Here is a 16,829-nt window from a genome sequence, read left to right on the forward strand (position 1 = left end):
CTGGTAAGACAGGAAAACCTTCTATGATATTTCTCGTGGAAAGAGGCACACATGACATTATCCGCTCTCGTGCGCCGCTGCGCACAGTTTATTCCCGTATTCTTCGGCATCACCGTGCTCTCCTTCGCGCTGATTCACCTTGCACCGAGCGACCCCGTCAGCGTGCGTCTCTCGCTGGGCGGCATCGCCGTCGATCCCGCAGCGGCAGCACAGATGCGCACGGAGATGGGGCTCGACCGCCCGCTGTCCGTCCAGTACGGCGACTGGCTCATGCGTTTTCTCCACGGAGACATGGGGACATCCTACCGCAGTGACCGCCCCGTTTCCGCTCTGCTCCTGCAGGCGCTCCCCTACACGCTCACTATAGCAGGCGGTGCGATGCTGCTCACGCTCCTCATCTCCCTGCCGCTCGGCATCGCTGTTGCCGCGTATCGGAACAGTGCACTGGACTGCACCGTTCGTTTCCTCACCTTTATCGGAAATTCCGTGCCGAGCTTTATCGTCGGCATCTTCCTCATGTTTCTGTTCTCCTATCAGCTCGGCTGGATTCCCGTGCTCGCCGGCAATTCCCCCATCGGCATGGTGCTGCCGACGGCGGCGCTTGCACTCATCATGTCGGCGCGCTACATACGGCAGATCCGCGCGGCGGCCCTCGACGAGCTCGCAAAGGACTACATCATCGGCCTGCGCGCGCGCGGAATACCCGAACGCCGCATTCTATTTGGAAATGTCCTCAAAAATATCATGGGCGTCGTCATCACGCTGACCGCCATCTCCGTCGGCTCTCTGCTCGGCGGCGTGGTCATCATCGAGACACTCTTCAGCCGCCCCGGCGTCGGCAGTCTCCTCATGACGGCGATCAGCAGCCGTGACTACCCCGTCATCCAGGCAGCCGTCGTCTGGATGGTCCTCGCCTACTTTGTCGTCAACCTGCTCACCGACCTCTCCTATCGCCGATTCAACCCGAGGATCAGGGGATGCTGAGGAAGGCCGCACTTGCCGTGCATAACATGCCCCCGCTCCTGCGTCTCCTCGCGGTCGCATCGGTACTCATCCTCGTCGTCAGTCTTTTTGCAGCACAGCTCGCCCCATACGATCCGTACGCCACCGATCCGCAGCTGATCCTGCAGCCGCCGGCCGCTGCACACCCCGGCGGAACGGACAACTACGGCAGAGATCTCCTCTCACGCATCCTCTTCGGCGCAAGGACATCCATCGGCGCCGCTCTGCTCATCATCCTCATCGCAGGCACGGGCGGCAGTCTCATCGGACTCCTCGCCGGCTTCTTCCGCGGACGCACGGATGCCCTACTCATGCGCATCGTGGATATCGTGCAGGCATTTCCGAGCCTCATCCTCGCGATCGCCGTCGCGGGCATCCTCGGGGGCGGACTGATGAACGCCATCCTCGCCCTCATGCTGACAACATGGACGCAGTACGCACGCCTCGCGCGCAGCATGACGCTGGCAGCAGCAGAAGAGACATACGTACAGGCAGCATGGCTCTCGGGGTGCAGCAGGATGCGCATTCTATTCGTGCACATCCTGCCGAACATCGCGGGGACGCTCATCACCACTGCCGTCATGCACATCAGTACGATGATGATGGGGCTTGCCGCGCTCTCCTACCTCGGGATCGGCGTCAAAATTCCCGATGCCGAGTGGGGCGCCATGATCAGCGAGGGACAAAAGTATCTGCGGCAGGCACCGTGGGCAGCACTTGCACCGAGCATCGTCATGATCTCCGTCATGATGGTATTCAATCTCTTCGGTGATGCCCTGCGCGACCATCTCGACCCAAAGATGCGAAAGCTATGATTTTCCCACAGGAGGAAGAACAATGAACAAGATACTCAACCGCCTATGCGCACTCGGACTCGCCGCGCTCTCCTTTGCCCTCCTCGGCTGCGGCACACAGAATGCGGCAACCGAGAAAAAAATCATCCATGTCGGCGGAACGCTCGACGTAACGGACAGTACAATGGATCCCGCAAAGGAGTGGGCCGGCTGGTTCGTTCTGCGCTGCGGCATCGGCGAGACACTGTTTCGTCTGGATGACGAGATGCGTCCGCAGCCATGGCTGGCAGAGCGTGCCGAAAACATCAGCCCGACCGACTGGCGCATCACGCTGAAAGATAACGTTGTCTTCTCCAATGGGGAAAAAATGACCGCCGAGAAAGTCGCTGCCTCTCTGCAGCGCACGGCGGAGGTCAATCCGCGTGCCGCATGGCTGCGCGGTGCAGCGTACACAGCCGACGGGAACGTCCTCACCATCCGCACGAAAGAGCCGTATGCGACACTGGTGAACGACCTCTGTGACCCGTACGCCATCATCCTCGATGTCGCAGGCACGGAGGATTTTGATCAGGCCCCCATCGCCACGGGCCCGTTCACCCTTGCCTCCTACGAGCCCTACCTCTCCGCCGTCATGACGCGAAATGAGCACTACTGGGACGGCACGGTACGCGCAGACGAAGTAATCTACACGAAGATTCCCGACCCTGCCGCTCTCGCCATGGCACTTGAGAGCGGAGAGATCGACGCCGCCCTCGACCTCAATCCTGAGGATGCGGAGACGATTGCCGCATCGGACAAATTCACCCTCATCCGCACGCCGCAGGCGCGCGTCTATCAGCTCTATATGAATTTCGACCGTCTCACCGACCCCGCCGTGCGTACGGCGATCATGTGCGGCGTCGACAAGGACATCATCGGGACACAGTACCTCAAGGGCGGCATGACCGCCGCGAGCGGTGCCTTTCTCCCATCGACGCCCTACCGTGCTCCGGCACCGCTCTCCTATGACCTCCAAAAGGCGCGTGCACTCCTCGCTGCGGCGGGCTATCAGGACAGCGACGGCGACGGCATCGTCGAGAAGAACGGCGTCCCGCTCGTCATCGGTCTCAGCATCTACCGTCGCCTCTCCTCGGAGGCTATCGCCACGGAGATGCAGGCACAGCTCCGCCATGTCGGGATAAAGATCGAGGTACATCCGCACGAGAAGTCCACCTTCTTTAGCAGCGGTGACTTTGACCTCGGTATCTACTCCGTCGTCACCATGCCGACGGGCGACCCCTACGCCTTCCTGCGCGACGCGGTAGGCAGTACGGGCGTTGCCAACTATGGGCGCTACCGCAGTGCCGCCGCAGATCAGGCCCTGACGCAGCTTGCGGTCACCTTTGACCCCGCACAGCGCATCCAGCTCGTCAACCAGATCCAGCAGCAGGTGATCGACGACCGCGCGATGGACTTCATCGGATTCAACACCATGCAGGTCGGCATGGCGAAGGGCCTGCGCGGTCTCCTCTCTACGCCCTCGGACTACTATCAGGTAACCAAAGACCTGGACAAAGAATAAATGGCTGAAAAAAACGAATGCCATGGGACGCCTTCCCTCCTGCAGATCGACGGGCTATGCGCAGGGTACGGGGACAGTGCCATCCTGCACGACATCACGCTGCAGGTCGCGCCGGGTGAGGTGCTCGGCATCGTCGGTGCGAGCGGCAGCGGCAAGTCCACCCTGCTCAAAGCAATCATGGGCATACGCGAAACAGGGCTCATCCGCCGCGCGGGCACGATCCGATTCGACGGGCGCGAGCTGGCTGCGTGCACAGCGGAAGACTACCGCCGTTTGCGCGGCGCGGAAATGGGCATCGTATTTCAGCACGCGGGTGCGTCACTGAACCCGACGCGCCGCATCAGGACACAGTTTGCCGAGGCGATGCGGGCACACGGCACATACGCAGATGCGGAGATCACGGAGCGCGCGGCAGAGCTCCTGCGCCGCATGGGCTTCACTGACGCCGATCACATCCTCGACGCCTATCCCTTCACACTGTCAGGTGGGATGGCGCAGCGCGCCGCGATAGCACTCGCACTCGTCCTGCGGCCGCGCCTCCTGCTCGCCGACGAACCGACCTCGGCACTCGATGCCGCGCTCCAGCGGCAGATGCTCCAAATCCTGCGCACCATGCGCGACGAGGACGGCACAGCAATGCTCCTCGTCACGCACAATATCGGCGTGCTGCGCCACATCGCCGACCGTGCCGCCGTCATGAAGCACGGACGCATCATCGAACAGGGCGCAACGGCGGAGCTGCTGGCCCATCCGCAGTGTGCGGACACCAAGAATCTGCTTGCCTCTGTCCCCCGGATCAGCGTGCTCCCGCAGATCCCATCCCGCACACAGATCAGTTCTCCGAAAAGCACGTCCTGCACGAAGCCCCCGCTCCTGCGCTTTGAAAACGTCTCCATGCACTTTGACGGAGACACTGCGCGGACGCAGGCGGTCGATGCCATGACCTTCTCTCTGTATGAACGCGAACGCCTCGGTCTCGTCGGCGCAAGCGGCAGCGGAAAGACCACTGCAGCGAAGCTCCTCACAGGACTGCTCACCCCGACAGAGGGACGCATCCTGCTCGCGGGGAAAAACGTCGTCGGCGCATCGGGCCGTGTGCGCAAAGAGCTCTGCCGCCGTATCCAGATGGTGTTTCAGGACGCACATGGCTCGTTCAACCCGCGCCGCAGCATCGGTGCAGCGATCCGCGAAACCATCTGTAACCTCTGCCCGTCCGATACCCAGTCCGTCGACCGCCGCGTCGCCGCCCTCCTCGATGAAGTGGAACTCCCGGCCTCCTACGCCACGCGGTACCCGCACGAGGTCAGCGGCGGCGAGTGTCAACGCGCCGCCATCGCACGCGCGATGGCAGTATCACCTGACATCCTCATCTGTGACGAAGCGACCTCGGCACTCGATACCTGTGTGCAGGAGAAAATCATCACGCTCCTCCGTCGCCTGCAAAAAGAGCACGGCATGAGCCTCCTCTTCATCTCCCACGACCTCCCCCTCGTCAGCTCCATCACCGATCGCATCCTCATCTTGCGGCACGGACGCATCATCGAACAGGGCAGAACGGCAGACATCCTGCGCGAACCGCATGAGCGCGATACCAAGGAGCTGCTGCACGCCGTATTATAGGGAAGCACTGATAAACAAGCTCCCTATCTCCCCACCGCGTAAAAAATCACATGTGTACCATCCTCGGAGATGCCGATGATGTCCGCGCGCGGGCGGTCAAAATCATCGCTGCTGTTCCACACATAGAAGGCATACTTCCCCGTCAGCTCCTCCCACTTTGCCGGATGCGGCACATAGTCAAAGAAAATGCGCTGCCAAAGGGGAAGCGCGGCAAAGCGCGGAAGCACCTTGCTCTCGTCCACCACGATCCGCGGCACACGGATCGTATTGTTGATATAGGGATGCCGCGTGCGCAGTTCTGAGCGCTCGCGCCCCTGCAGCTCATATTTGCGGATATTTTCCTTTGTATCACCAAAGGAAAGATACGACTCATCCCATCCCCGCCCAAAGCTGACGCGGCTCCACACCGTGACATCATACGCTGTCGACGGAATCTCATGCGGGAAAAAATCGCGCCGTATCTCCGCATAGTTCTCCCGCCCATTCGGCGAGAAATCGGAATAGAAAAAATACCCGATAAAGATCGATGCCGTCATGGCTCCGACCACACAGAGCGAAAAAGCGATGCCGATCATCAACTGGCCCAAGTCGCCAAGCCTGCGCCCGAGGAAATAGACCAAGAGCGTGAGGAGCGCCATCAGGACAGCGACATAGGCAGAGCCAAAATCTTGGATAAATCCACAGCAAAAAAGACCGATCACCAAAAAGGCCGCTGGCGGACGAAATGCACGCAGATTCTCCCATAATATCTGTGCAATACGAAAAAACCTCCTGAACCTCTGCATAACCTCCCCCTTACATTTTCTAATCTCTCTATCATACGTATCATATCATAAACACAACAATAATAAAAGCGTCTGCCATGCACGACAGACGCTTTTTTCAAAAATCAATGATGGCTGGCTTATACCGCCGCACCCTCGATGCCGAACGCTCTCATGTCATCCGCCACATTCGTGATGCCGCCGATGCCGAACGTCTCCACAAGCACCTTTGCCACATTCGGCGAAAGGAATGCGGGCAGCGTCGGACCGAGGTGGATGTTCTTCACGCCGAGGTGGAGCAGGGCAAGCAGAACGATAACCGCCTTCTGTTCATACCACGCGATGTTGTACACCACGGGCAGCTTGTTCACATCGTCAAGACCGAACACTTCCTTCAGCTTCAGTGCGATGAGGGCAAGCGAGTAGGAGTCGTTGCACTGTCCTGCATCGAGCACGCGCGGAATGCCGCCGATGTCGCCGAGATTCTTCTTGATGTACTTGTACTTTGCGCAGCCCGCCGTCAGGATCACCGTATCCTTCGGCAGTGCCTCAGCGAAGTCCGCATAGTACTCACGCGACTTCATACGGCCGTCGCAGCCCGCCATCACGACGAACTTTTTGATCGCGCCGCTCTTGACGGCCTCGACTACCTTGTCCGCCACAGCAAAGACCTGCTCATGGGCAAACCCGCCGACGATCTCGCCCGTCTCCAGCTCCGTCGGAGGTGCACACTTCTTCGCGCACTCGATGACAGGCGTGAAATCCTTCTCGCCGTTCACGAGGGGAATATGCGTGCAGCCCTCCACGCCGACCGCCGCCGTCGTGAAGAGACGGTTCTTGTAGCTGTCCTTCGGCGGCACAACGCAGTTCGTCGTCATGAGGATCGGCCCGTTGAACTTCTCGAACTCCTCCTTCTGCTGCCACCACGCATTGCCATAGTTGCCGACGAGATTGTCGTACTTCTTGAACTTTGGATAGTAGTGCGCAGGAATCATCTCGCCGTGCGTGTAGACATCGACGCCCGTCCCCTTCGTCTGCTCGAGGAGACGCTCGAGATCCTTGAGATCATGACCTGAGATGAGAATGCCGGGGCGGTTTCTGACGCCAAGCTTCACCTTCGAAATCTCGGGGTTGCCGTAGCTCTCCGTATTCGCCTTGTCAAGGAGCGCCATGCCCGCAACGCCCCACTTGCCCGTCTCAAGGACAAGCGCTGTCAGCGCATCGCCGTCCAGCGAATCGTCGAGGAGTTTTGCGAGGGCGCTCTGCAGGAACGCATCCACTTCCTCATCCTCATAACCGAGTGCATTTGCATGCTCCATGTACGCCGAAAGTCCCTTCAGTCCGTACATCGTCAGCTCACGCAGACTGCGCACATCCTCATTCTCCGTTGCGAGCACGCCGACCGTCTTGGCCTTCGCCGCAAAGTCCGCACGCGCGCCCGTCCACTGCGCCGCCGCCGGGAGACTCGACACATCGCCAAGCTCACGCAGAAGCTGTGCCTTCAGTGCGAGGCTCTCCTCGATCACATCCATGATCGCCTCGCGGTCAAAATTGGCATTCGTGATCGTCACGAACAGATTCATCGTAATGCGGTGATTCGTCTCCACTGAGACCTTCTTGCCCGCCGCACGCAGCGCCGTCGTCACCGCACCAAGCCCCTTCGTGACATAGACGAGGAGATCCTGCATCTCCGCGACATCCGGTTTCTTGCCGCAGACGCCCTGCACCGTGCAGCCCTTTCCGCCTGCCGTCTCCTGACACTGAAAGCAAAACATCTTAGCATCCATAGATAACTCTCCTTTGCGAAAATCCACATTTCTTGTGTCCGATTATAGCAAAGGGAATACTCCATCGACGTAACATATGTTACTAGAGAATAATCAATAGTAGTTCTCAGTTTATGTAATAGTCCACTGGGAATCCTTCATCAAACGCCTGTATATCCGCCAGCGAATCGAATTCATAAATGATGCCGTCTGCATACTCCCGCCGCTCGAGCGCGAGTTCCTCAATATGGCGCATATAGAACTGCTCCCAGAGCAGACCGCGCACGGATGGATCCTGCTCATACGCCTCGCGCAGGAGCGCAGCAAAACGCGCGCTGAACGCCCGCGAGAAGTATGCCTGCCCGAGCATATACCATCCATGCGCTCCGCCGATCTGCACCTCGGTGATGCGTCCATTGCCGTCCACGGTGAGATAGTACTCCTCGCTGGGTGTATCGCCATACACCGACGCATAGTAGGAGCGGTAGACATACGGTGTAAAAACATTCTCCGTAAAGTAATTGTCTGCCGAGCATATATAGGTATTATCGAGCACGTCGAGCACACGAAAAATGGACGACGTATTGTTGCAGCAATGATAGTCCTCATTGTCGACCAGATGAATGTGCGGATCCGATGCCAGATAGGAAAATTGTTCCTTCAGATATCCGACGACGAGAAATATGTCTGCAATTCCCGCCGCGCGGAGCTGTGCGATCTGACGCTCGACCAGCACCTCACCGCGGACGCGCAGAAGCCCCTTCGGCGTATGGTCTGTGATGGGCGCAAGACGACTGCCATAACCTGCCGCCATCAGTACCGCATTTGTCACGCGATAGGGGGCAAGGCGTTCCGCTGCCTGTGCCCGCCGCACGGCATCATCCGCATCAAGCGATGCGATTGCCGCATCAAATGCATCTTTGGTCATATCGTCTCCCATGCCTCAATCATCGGCTCATTCAGAATGCGGATACAGCGATACAAGAAGGACTCCGAGAAAGACGAGGCCGCAGCCCAGCACCATCTGTCCCGAGATCTCCGCCCCGGCAATGCCCCATTGCAGCAATACGCCCCATATAATATAGGACGCATTCGTCGCCATCCCACGTGCACAGCCGATGGCACGATTGACCGCATACCAGAGAAAATAGGACGCGCCCGCAACAGCGCCTGCGGCGGCGAGGGTCATAAAGGGCAGAGGAGCTGCGGAAAGTGCTTGCAGAGGAGCATCGTCCGAGAAAAAGACCAGTGTGATCCCCAGCAAAACCGTTCCCGAGATGCACTCACGCAGCGTAATGGCAAGATCCGGCTCGATGTCTGCCATACCACGTACGGCCAGCACAATCTCACCGCCCCAGCAGAGAGCGGCAAGGAGCGCACACGCCATTCCCGGAAGGAGGAGCAGCGGCGCACGATCCGGCGGTACAGCCCCCGTGATCACCCCGCCGGCAACAGCAAGAACGATACCGATGCCCATGCGCAGTGTAACCTGCTGATGCAGGAGCAGACGCGCCAAAAGACAGCCAACGACAGGGTAGAGAGCCGAGAGTGCCAGCGCATAGGTCGGTCCCGCCCACAGGATGCCAAGGCAGTAGGAGAGCTGTCCAATCGGCCCGCCAAGCAGGGCGGCGACACAGAGAAAGAGGCCGGATCGGCTAACGACCGTACGTATTGCACGAAATGTCCCGCGTAGGCCATTCACTGCGAGCAAAAAAATCGCGGCACTCATATCGTTGACCGCCGTACAGGCGAGCGGAAAGCCAATGCCGGCAACAAGCCCTGCCCCTGCCGCCGATGCACCAACACCGTAGAGATAGTTGTTGCAGCCCCAGAGGAGTCCGCTTACGATACCGAGCATCACCCACATCGGATCGCGCACCATCACAGCATCTCCCACTCTTTCCGCGCTTTGACGGCGTATTCCTTCGCGAAGCGGAACTGACTCTCCTCGTATGGACCGAATGTCACGCCGAGCGAGCTTTTATAGACACTCCAATCGTACCAGAGGAGTCCGCCCACCGCCATATAGGTATGGATGCGTGCACGTGCCAGAGCATCAAAGCCCTCAGGGAAGTATGCCGCGATGAGCTGCTCCGTCTCCTCCTCACGATAGTCGGCATAGATGGCAAACATAGCGATGTCAATCAGCGGATCTGACAGACCTGCATACTCCCAATCAATCAGATAGGGGCGCTCACGCCCCTCCACAAAGAGGAAATTATCCGAGACGGCATCAATATGGCAGAGTGTCGCCGCCTCCGCCAAAAACGGAGCGACAAAGGAGTGAAGCGAAAACACCTGTTCCCGCACGGCTATGTAGGTACTGCCTCTGCGAGCCTCCGCCGGCATCAGCGTCTCATAAAAGAGAAGCTCGGCAAACGGGTCAAATACTTTTACTCCGCGCAGCCTGCGCTCATGAAAAGAACGCAGTGCCTCCATGCAGGAAGTGACTTCCTGCTCATTATGAGGGTCACAGACATGGGAGTGCTCATAGTAACGCGAAATCTTATACCCCGGCTGCGTACTTAGTGCCACGATGCGCTCCGTGATGCCCGTGGCAGACAGCAGCTCATAGATCGCCTTCTCGTTTTCGCGGTCGATCAGACGCTCCGTCCCCTCTCCATTGCAGCGAAAAATATACTTTTTCCCATCCGCAGCAAAGAGGAACGAATCATTCGTCATACCTTCCTTCAGCGGCAGAAGAATCCCTTTGGCGGCACTCTGCCCAAAATGCAGTCGAATCGTCCGCCGGATCAACTGCTCCTGCGCTTCATTCATCGAATCCATTCTTCTTTCTTGCACATTAGGGAAGCACTTTCCTGTACCCTACTGTTCCGCTGTCACCACCGCGGAATATGCTCTCGAAGGGCAGGCACCAGAAGGAGTGCAAGGATGCTGTTCGCAATGCCCTCGGCAATGAGCCCCGGTGTGGAGGCAAGTGCCGCCGCCATACCGTCGTAGAGGATGGCTCCTGCGAGGGTATATCCTGCCGCCATCCAAAGGCTTGCGAGGAGAAAGGCCGCCGCGCACCGCGCGCGTCCCGCCGGAACAGCACTGCTTCGTCCCAAACGGCAGACGATCTCCGCCATGATGAGCTTGATGAGGATGGTCGGCCCTGCCCACAGTGCAAAGCCGCCGAAAATATCCGCCATCGCTGAGCCAAGGCACGCGGCGAAAAGGACGCTGCGGCGCGGTGCAAGCACGGCGAGCAGGAAGATCACGGCATCGCCGAGATGCGCGTAGCCGAGCGGAATCGGTATATGCGGCACATAGGTCGCCACAAAGACAAGAGCTGTCATCAGCCCCGTAAAGACAATCTCACGCATGGAAAATCCTGCGGCATTTCTTTCGTATGTTTTCATATCTACCTCCATGAATACACTGTCTATACCATACCACACACTGTCTTAAACTTCAATGAGAAAACGGTCTCCCCTCATATTGAAGGAAGACCGTTGGTTCAAACAACATGGATAAAATTAGCGATTCCCTAAGACAAAATCCGAACGAGATAGCTTAGTCCATCCGCCCAGAGCAGAATACCAAGGAGGATAAGCACGACGCCCGCTGCCTGCTGAATGCGCGGCAGATACTGATAGAAGCCACGCAGCTTCATGATATGGCGCCGCCAAATCACAGCGAGGAGGAAAAACGGCACGGCAAAGCCCATGCTGTAGACGAGGAGCAACAGAGCCCCCGCCCCGACGGTCGCCGCGCTGCCTGCATAAAGCAGGATCGTTGCGAGCACAGGACCCGTGCACGGCGTCCAGCCGAGTGTAAAGCCACACCCGAGGAGGAATGCCCCGCCGACGCCGTCAAAGCCGCGCCGCTGAAAGGGGCGATACTCGCGCAGAAGGAGTGGGATGCGGATCCATCCCGTCATGAAGAGTCCCATGAGTATGACGAGCAGCGCCGCGCCCTGCCGCAAGATCTCCTGATAGGAGAAAAGCCATGCGCCGAGGAGGGATGCCGTCGCCCCAAGCAGGACAAAGACGACGGTAAACCCTGCCAGAAATGCCGCTGTATTGACGTAGAGACGCTGTGCCTCCCGCCCGTCCTGTCGGCTATTCTTCGCCAAAATCAGGGAAAAGGTCGGCAGAAGGGGCAGGACGCAGGGGGAGAGAAAGGAAAGCACGCCCGCGAGGAATGCGCCGCCGAGGAGGGTCAGTTCCATGCGGTGTGCCCTCCAACGACAAAGCTCTCAGTGTTTGTTGATGACATCTTCCAGCTCCGCCTTCGTCACACCACCCGTCTTACGGTAGATCACGGTTCCCTCTGCATTCACGACGACAGTCGTCGGGATGGCACGCACGCCGTAGAGCGTCGACGCCTTCCCCTTTGCATCCAGCACAACGGGCAGCTCCGCCTGCCGCTCCGTCAAAAACTTCTGAACCGCAGGTACCTCCTCCTGCAAATTGACGGCGTAAAAATCCACCGTCTCCCGATGTGCCGCATAGAACGCCGCGAGATCCGGGATCTCCGCCTGACAAGGCGGGCACCACGTCGCCCAGAAATTGATGATGTAGGGCTTGCCCTTCGCCTCGACAGAGACGTCCTCGCCCGTGAGATTCTTCACGGCAAATTTCGGTGCCGCCTCCCCCACGAGCCCGTGTCCTGCATTCTGCGCCTCCTGCGTCTGCGCGCCCGCAGCACGCCCTTCATCGGCCGCACTGCTGCTGCCGCAGCCCGTGAACACACTGAGTGCGACGAGTGCCGCCAAACATATTGTATACTTCTTCATTGTTGTTCCTCTATTATGTATCAAGATTTCCAAGTTCATACTGTGTCACGGCAAGTGCTGTGAGCGATGCCGTCTCTGCCCGCAGAATGCGGTGTCCCAGTGAGACGGACCGCCCGCCTGCCGCCGTGAGTGCCGCTGCCTCAGCAGGGGAAAAGCCCCCCTCCGCACCAACGATGAGCGTCACGCGCCGCGCCTCTGTGCCGCGCAGTACTGTACGCATTGACTGCCGCTCCTCCTGCTCATAGCAAAAGACGGTCACTGTATCAGCGGCACCGATGTACGCCGGATCCTGCAGCAGCTCCGCGAGTGAGACGATCGGCGCCACTCTCATCAACATCCTGCGTCCGCACTGCTTGGCCGCCTCATCGGCGATCTTTTGCCAGCGTGCCGCCTTTACCGCCGCCTTCTTCGCGTCATAACGCACGACGACGTGCTCTGTCACGATGGGGCACATGCATACGGCACCCAATTCTGCCGCCTTTTGGACGACAAAGTCCATTTTTTCTCCTTTGAGGAGCGCCTGCACGAGGATGACCTCTCTGCCCTCTGTCTCCGCAGGCAATACGCGCTGCATACGGAGGTGCACGGTATCACGCGTGAGTTCCGTGACCACCATCTCCGCTGCCTGTCCTGCCGCGTCGACAACCGTGATCACGTCGCCGATTTGGACGCGCATGACACGGGCGAGATGATGGGCGTCGCCCCCCGTAATGGCAATATCCTCCGTTAGCACGCCGGGATAAAATACCTGTCTCATGCCTCTTCGAGATCCGCTGTACGGCGGATGATCATCGCCGCCCACTCCTTTTCACAGGTCATATCGAGCACGGTAAAGCCGTGTTCCTTTGCCGCCTGCTCCACATCGTCGATGCGGTCGTCGATGATGCCCGAGGCGAGGAGGACACCGCCCCGCGCCAGATGTTGGTCCAGCTGGTCAAACAGGCGGATGATGATATCTGCGATGATGTTCGCCGTGATCAACTCGGCCGGCGCCATTCCACGACATACAGCGAGAAGATCGCTCTGCAGAGCGACGACGTTCGTGACGTGGTTTTGTTTGATGTTTTCCTCGGCGACGGAGACTGCAACGGGATCGTAGTCCATGGCGATCACCTCGCCCGCACCGAGTTTCGACGCCGCAATCGCGAGAATGCCCGAGCCGCATCCCACGTCATAGACGCGCATCCCTGGGCAGACAACGTGCTCAAGCCAGCGCAGACACATCGCTGTCGTCGCATGTGCCCCCGTTCCGAATGCCGCCCCGGGGTCGAGATCGATGACGATCTCATCCCCCAACGGCGTATATTCCTCCCATGTCGGGCGTACAACGATGCGCCGCCCGATCTTCTCAGTGTGGATATACGCCTTCCACGTCTCCGCCCAGTCCTCATCCGCGACAAAGACATGGGAAACTGTCCCTGCTCCGATCGGAGCATCGGCTCGACGCAGCCCTTCAATGCGCTCCGTGAGGGTGAGGAGACTGCTCTCGAGCCGCTCATCCTCAGGCAGATAGGCGCGCACCGTCACAGTTTCCGTGTCCTCGGCACGCGGCAGATCGGTATAGTCCCACAGCCCTGCATCGATGTACGTATTCACGAGAGACGGATCATCGATCTCCGTCCCCGCAGCGCCCAGCTCCATCAGAATATTCCCGATCAGATCTGCGCCCTCATGCGTCGTCACAACACTCACCTGTGCCCAGCGCATACCATCGCCCCCCGTCGCCGTTCTTCTGCATCGCTCATGCGATAATTTTATTATACATGAGTACAGAGAGAATTGCGACTGATTTTTCATTTGCACAATCCAAGGGGCTGTTTATCCGTGCTTCCTAAAACAGCCGCCATACAAACGTGCAGCGGCTATCCATGTTCAAGAGATCACGGATAAACTAAAGCTCAGATCTCTGCCTGCCAGAGTCCATGGAGATTGCAGTAGGCAAGCACCTTGACCGGCGCATCGCCGTCAGCGAGACGAAACGTAACGGTCGGTGCATCCACTGCCGTGAGATTGACACGCTGCGTGCCGCGCTTCGTGACGAGCATCACCCAGTTGATGAGATGCTCCTCCGTCATCGGATGCGCCACCGAGCCAACGCTGACCGTCACCTCATGCTTCGCCGCATCGTAGGTCGGCACGGGAACATGCTTCTCCTGTGCCGCATCGACCGTGTTCGGCTTCAGCTCCTTCAGCGGCGTATCGCCGCACGCAAGAGAGAGTGCCTCATCGCCGTAGACCTCAACAACATGGGATTTTCCCGCAAGATAAAATACTGACATAAATATCCTCCTAAATAATCAATAATACACAGCAAAGTCCTAAATGTGGAGTATCAGATGCCATAGATATGATCTATTTCATCTTTTTTCACAAATAATAATTCTCCACAAAATAGAATTATCCTTCTTTGGTTCAAAAAAATTTTTTATGGCCCGTCATCGCGGAAGATGCAGAGTCCATCCTTTTCCTCCACGAGCTGCCAGCGCTCCGCGCCGAGTTCCTTGATCTTGCGTTGGTACATAAAGTCACGCATGATGATGTACTTCGAGCGTGGATCGTCCCGTATCGCGGTGAGCTCCTCCGGCTGATTGACATCCGCCTCAAGTCCCGGGATATCCGTATAGAGCATCACGCCGGGGCGCAGCTGCTTATCGATGTAGAGGACGCGCCCCTCCTCCTCGGCGGAGGGATGATACTCTGCTGCGTAGTCGCGTGCAACCTGCTTGACGCTAAAAATTCCCTCGACAGCCGGCATCATGACGCCGAAGCCGATGACCATCGTCACCACGGCCATGATGACGTGCAGCCATGCGGCAAGCATGAGGCGATGCGAGGCGGTGATATGGTAGATGATCGCCGCACCGAGGATGAGTGTCAGCGTCCCCAGCCAAAGTCCGCCCTCCGCGAGCTGTGGAAGCCCGTCTCCCGCAAGCAGCCACCCAATCCCCATCACGAGAAAGAGAACGGCACTGCCGCCAGCCCAGCCGAAATGTGTCTGTCGCCAGTCGTCGAGCATCTGCGCGAGGTTCCATCCGATGATGGTCGCAAGCGGCGGAACGAGGAGCAGCATATAGGAGACCTGCTTGGTCTGGGCAAACGAGAAAAAGACAAAGACGAAGATCCACCAGACTTGGAAGAACGCAAGCTGCTCCGCCTCCTCACCGAAGCTGTGACGATAGGCGTTCTTGACCGACTGAATGAGCAGCCCCGTCCACGGGAAAAAGCCGAGCAGTACGACGGGGATATAGAAATACCAGTGGTCGCGCACAGGATGGAGCGGATGCGCAAAGCGGCTGATGTTGTGAAAGCCGATAAAGTCGTGGATGAACGGCATCCCATGTACCGTATACATATAGACGTACCAAGGCATACCGACAAGCGCGGCAAGCAGCACGCCGCGCAGGACATGCATGCGGAGCAAAAGCTCCAGCTGACGCGTAAGCAGCAGGTAGAAGAAGATAATGCCGCCGGGGAAGACAATACCGATCGGCCCCTTCGTCATAACAGCAAGTCCGCAGCAAAGGTACATCAGCCAGTACTGCCGATGAATGAATAGGAAGAGTGCCGCCGTCATGAAGAAGAGCAGCGTCGTATCCGTGACGGACGCCTTTCCCATATACATGAGAAAGACGCTCGTCCCCGTGATCATGCCCGCCCAGAATCCCGTACGCGCACCGAAAATACGCGCCGACGCCAGTGCGGTCAGAAGAACGGAACCAATCGCCATAAACGATGCCGGCAGGCGTGCCGCAAGCTCACTGAATCCGCCGAACAACTTGAGCGACGCCACAACCAGCCAGTAGAAGATGGGCGGCTTGTCGTACCAGAACTCATTGTAGATGCGCGGCGAAAGATAGTCGCCAAAGCGGATCATCTCCTTCGCCGTCTCCGCATAGACCGGCTCATCGGGATCGAGCAAAGCCAATCCGCCGATGCCGTAAAAGATCTGAAACGAGACCACCGCGAGCAGGACAAGATAGACCGGCCACGCAAGATTTTTCTCATCGTTCATGCAGATATGCCCCCATTACATTTCAATCCCCTGCATTGTACCATAGAAAGATATTTTTTTGAAATCATTTGACGTCCCTACACCGGCGATACTCGCAAACCGCACGCAAATCATGTGCACTGTGCGTCGAGCATCTGATGTAGAATGCAAAAAGAAGCCGCCGCATCTGCGGCGACTCCCTTGGACGCATCGGTTAGTAGATTTCGATCGTCACGCCCATCTTGATGTCGTCCTTGACGAGAGGAGCATCGCCCTGCAGCATGATGCAGCCGGGGCGTTCGGGTGTATCGCCGCCCTTGAACGAAAGCGTACAGTGTCCGAGCTCCCGCAGCGTGTGCAGCGCCTCATCACCGATCGCCGTAATCGTGAATGCCTTGTCGCCGATGATCAGCGTATCGCCGACGGCGGGATCCGCGTTGTAGTTCGCAGGCGTGTGCAGCACGGAGAACTCTGCCAGCTCCGCAGGTGCATTATTGTTAAAGATGATGATGAAGTTGGCATTCGGATCATCTAGGAACAGAAGGGATTCCTCACCGATGCTCGTAATTTCGCAATAGAATTTCATACTG

At 58.2% G+C, this 16,829-nt stretch carries 17 protein-coding genes; 4 read left to right on the top strand and 13 right to left on the bottom strand.

Annotation, left to right across the window (positions count from 1 at the left end):
- The first annotated feature begins 51 nt into the window (after nucleotides 1-51).
- The 4 genes from C1713_RS10810 to nikE are packed head-to-tail and all read left to right on the top strand — an operon-like array spanning nucleotide 52 to nucleotide 4,977.
- Nucleotides 52-984, top strand: coding sequence for an ABC transporter permease (locus C1713_RS10810; RefSeq protein WP_102493909.1), 933 nt, complete (start codon nucleotides 52-54; stop codon nucleotides 982-984).
- Nucleotides 978-1,817, top strand: coding sequence for an ABC transporter permease (locus C1713_RS10815; RefSeq protein WP_102493910.1), 840 nt, complete (start codon nucleotides 978-980; stop codon nucleotides 1,815-1,817). Before C1713_RS10810 ends, C1713_RS10815 begins: the two co-directional genes overlap by 7 nt.
- A gap of 22 nt (nucleotides 1,818-1,839) precedes the next feature.
- On the top strand, nucleotides 1,840-3,357 hold the full coding sequence (locus C1713_RS10820) for an ABC transporter substrate-binding protein (protein ID WP_102493911.1): 1,518 nt from the start codon (nucleotides 1,840-1,842) through the stop codon (nucleotides 3,355-3,357).
- Complete coding sequence (nikE, locus tag C1713_RS10825) at nucleotides 3,358-4,977, top strand: nickel ABC transporter ATP-binding protein NikE (RefSeq protein WP_102493912.1); 1,620 nt, start codon at nucleotides 3,358-3,360, stop codon at nucleotides 4,975-4,977.
- Nucleotides 4,978-5,000: 23 nt separating this feature from the next.
- On the opposite strand, the gene C1713_RS10830 is transcribed toward nikE, so the two are convergent.
- From C1713_RS10830 to C1713_RS10890, 13 genes are all read right to left on the bottom strand, one after another.
- Entirely contained in the window at nucleotides 5,001-5,678 is a 678-nt protein-coding gene (locus tag C1713_RS10830; protein ID WP_314798558.1) for a hypothetical protein, read from the bottom strand.
- Between the two features lie 203 nt (nucleotides 5,679-5,881).
- Nucleotides 5,882-7,528, bottom strand: coding sequence for a hydroxylamine reductase (gene hcp / locus C1713_RS10835; RefSeq protein WP_102493914.1), 1,647 nt, complete (start codon nucleotides 7,526-7,528; stop codon nucleotides 5,882-5,884).
- Nucleotides 7,529-7,634: 106 nt separating this feature from the next.
- A complete protein-coding gene (locus C1713_RS10840; protein WP_102493915.1) occupies nucleotides 7,635-8,447 on the bottom strand; it encodes an NTP transferase domain-containing protein in 813 nt (270 codons plus the stop codon).
- A 15-nt stretch (nucleotides 8,448-8,462) separates the two neighbouring features.
- Nucleotides 8,463-9,389, bottom strand: coding sequence for a DMT family transporter (locus tag C1713_RS10845; protein ID WP_102493916.1), 927 nt, complete (start codon nucleotides 9,387-9,389; stop codon nucleotides 8,463-8,465).
- On the bottom strand, nucleotides 9,389-10,285 hold the full coding sequence (locus tag C1713_RS10850; protein WP_245871114.1) for a choline/ethanolamine kinase family protein: 897 nt from the start codon (nucleotides 10,283-10,285) through the stop codon (nucleotides 9,389-9,391). The genes C1713_RS10845 and C1713_RS10850 overlap by 1 nt, the downstream gene beginning before the upstream one ends.
- Nucleotides 10,286-10,347: 62 nt before the next feature.
- A complete protein-coding gene (locus C1713_RS10855; RefSeq protein ID WP_102493918.1) occupies nucleotides 10,348-10,881 on the bottom strand; it encodes an ECF transporter S component in 534 nt (177 codons plus the stop codon).
- Between the two features lie 116 nt (nucleotides 10,882-10,997).
- Nucleotides 10,998-11,681: a cytochrome c biogenesis CcdA family protein gene (locus C1713_RS10860; RefSeq protein WP_009443024.1), complete on the bottom strand. Its 684-nt coding sequence runs from the start codon at nucleotides 11,679-11,681 to the stop codon at nucleotides 10,998-11,000.
- Between the two features lie 27 nt (nucleotides 11,682-11,708).
- Nucleotides 11,709-12,248: a TlpA family protein disulfide reductase gene (locus C1713_RS10865; RefSeq protein WP_102493919.1), complete on the bottom strand. Its 540-nt coding sequence runs from the start codon at nucleotides 12,246-12,248 to the stop codon at nucleotides 11,709-11,711.
- 13 nt (nucleotides 12,249-12,261) lie between these two features.
- Nucleotides 12,262-13,005 (bottom strand): RsmE family RNA methyltransferase, encoded by a 744-nt coding sequence (locus C1713_RS10870; protein ID WP_102493920.1) that lies wholly within the window; start codon nucleotides 13,003-13,005, stop codon nucleotides 12,262-12,264.
- Entirely contained in the window at nucleotides 13,002-13,955 is a 954-nt protein-coding gene (gene prmA / locus C1713_RS10875; protein ID WP_102493921.1) for a 50S ribosomal protein L11 methyltransferase, read from the bottom strand. Before prmA ends, C1713_RS10870 begins: the two co-directional genes overlap by 4 nt.
- A 191-nt stretch (nucleotides 13,956-14,146) precedes the next feature.
- Entirely contained in the window at nucleotides 14,147-14,527 is a 381-nt protein-coding gene (locus C1713_RS10880) for a desulfoferrodoxin family protein (RefSeq protein ID WP_009443028.1), read from the bottom strand.
- 146 nt (nucleotides 14,528-14,673) lie between these two features.
- Nucleotides 14,674-16,260, bottom strand: a complete 1,587-nt coding sequence (locus tag C1713_RS10885) for an ArnT family glycosyltransferase (protein ID WP_102493922.1) — start codon at nucleotides 16,258-16,260, stop codon at nucleotides 14,674-14,676.
- A gap of 193 nt (nucleotides 16,261-16,453) precedes the next feature.
- Nucleotides 16,454-16,825, bottom strand: a complete 372-nt coding sequence (locus C1713_RS10890) for a PTS glucitol/sorbitol transporter subunit IIA (protein WP_102493923.1) — start codon at nucleotides 16,823-16,825, stop codon at nucleotides 16,454-16,456.
- Nucleotides 16,826-16,829: the final 4 nt, after the last annotated feature.

The organism is Centipeda felix, from assembly GCF_900186465.1.
Taxonomy (GTDB): domain Bacteria; phylum Bacillota; class Negativicutes; order Selenomonadales; family Selenomonadaceae; genus Centipeda; species Centipeda felix.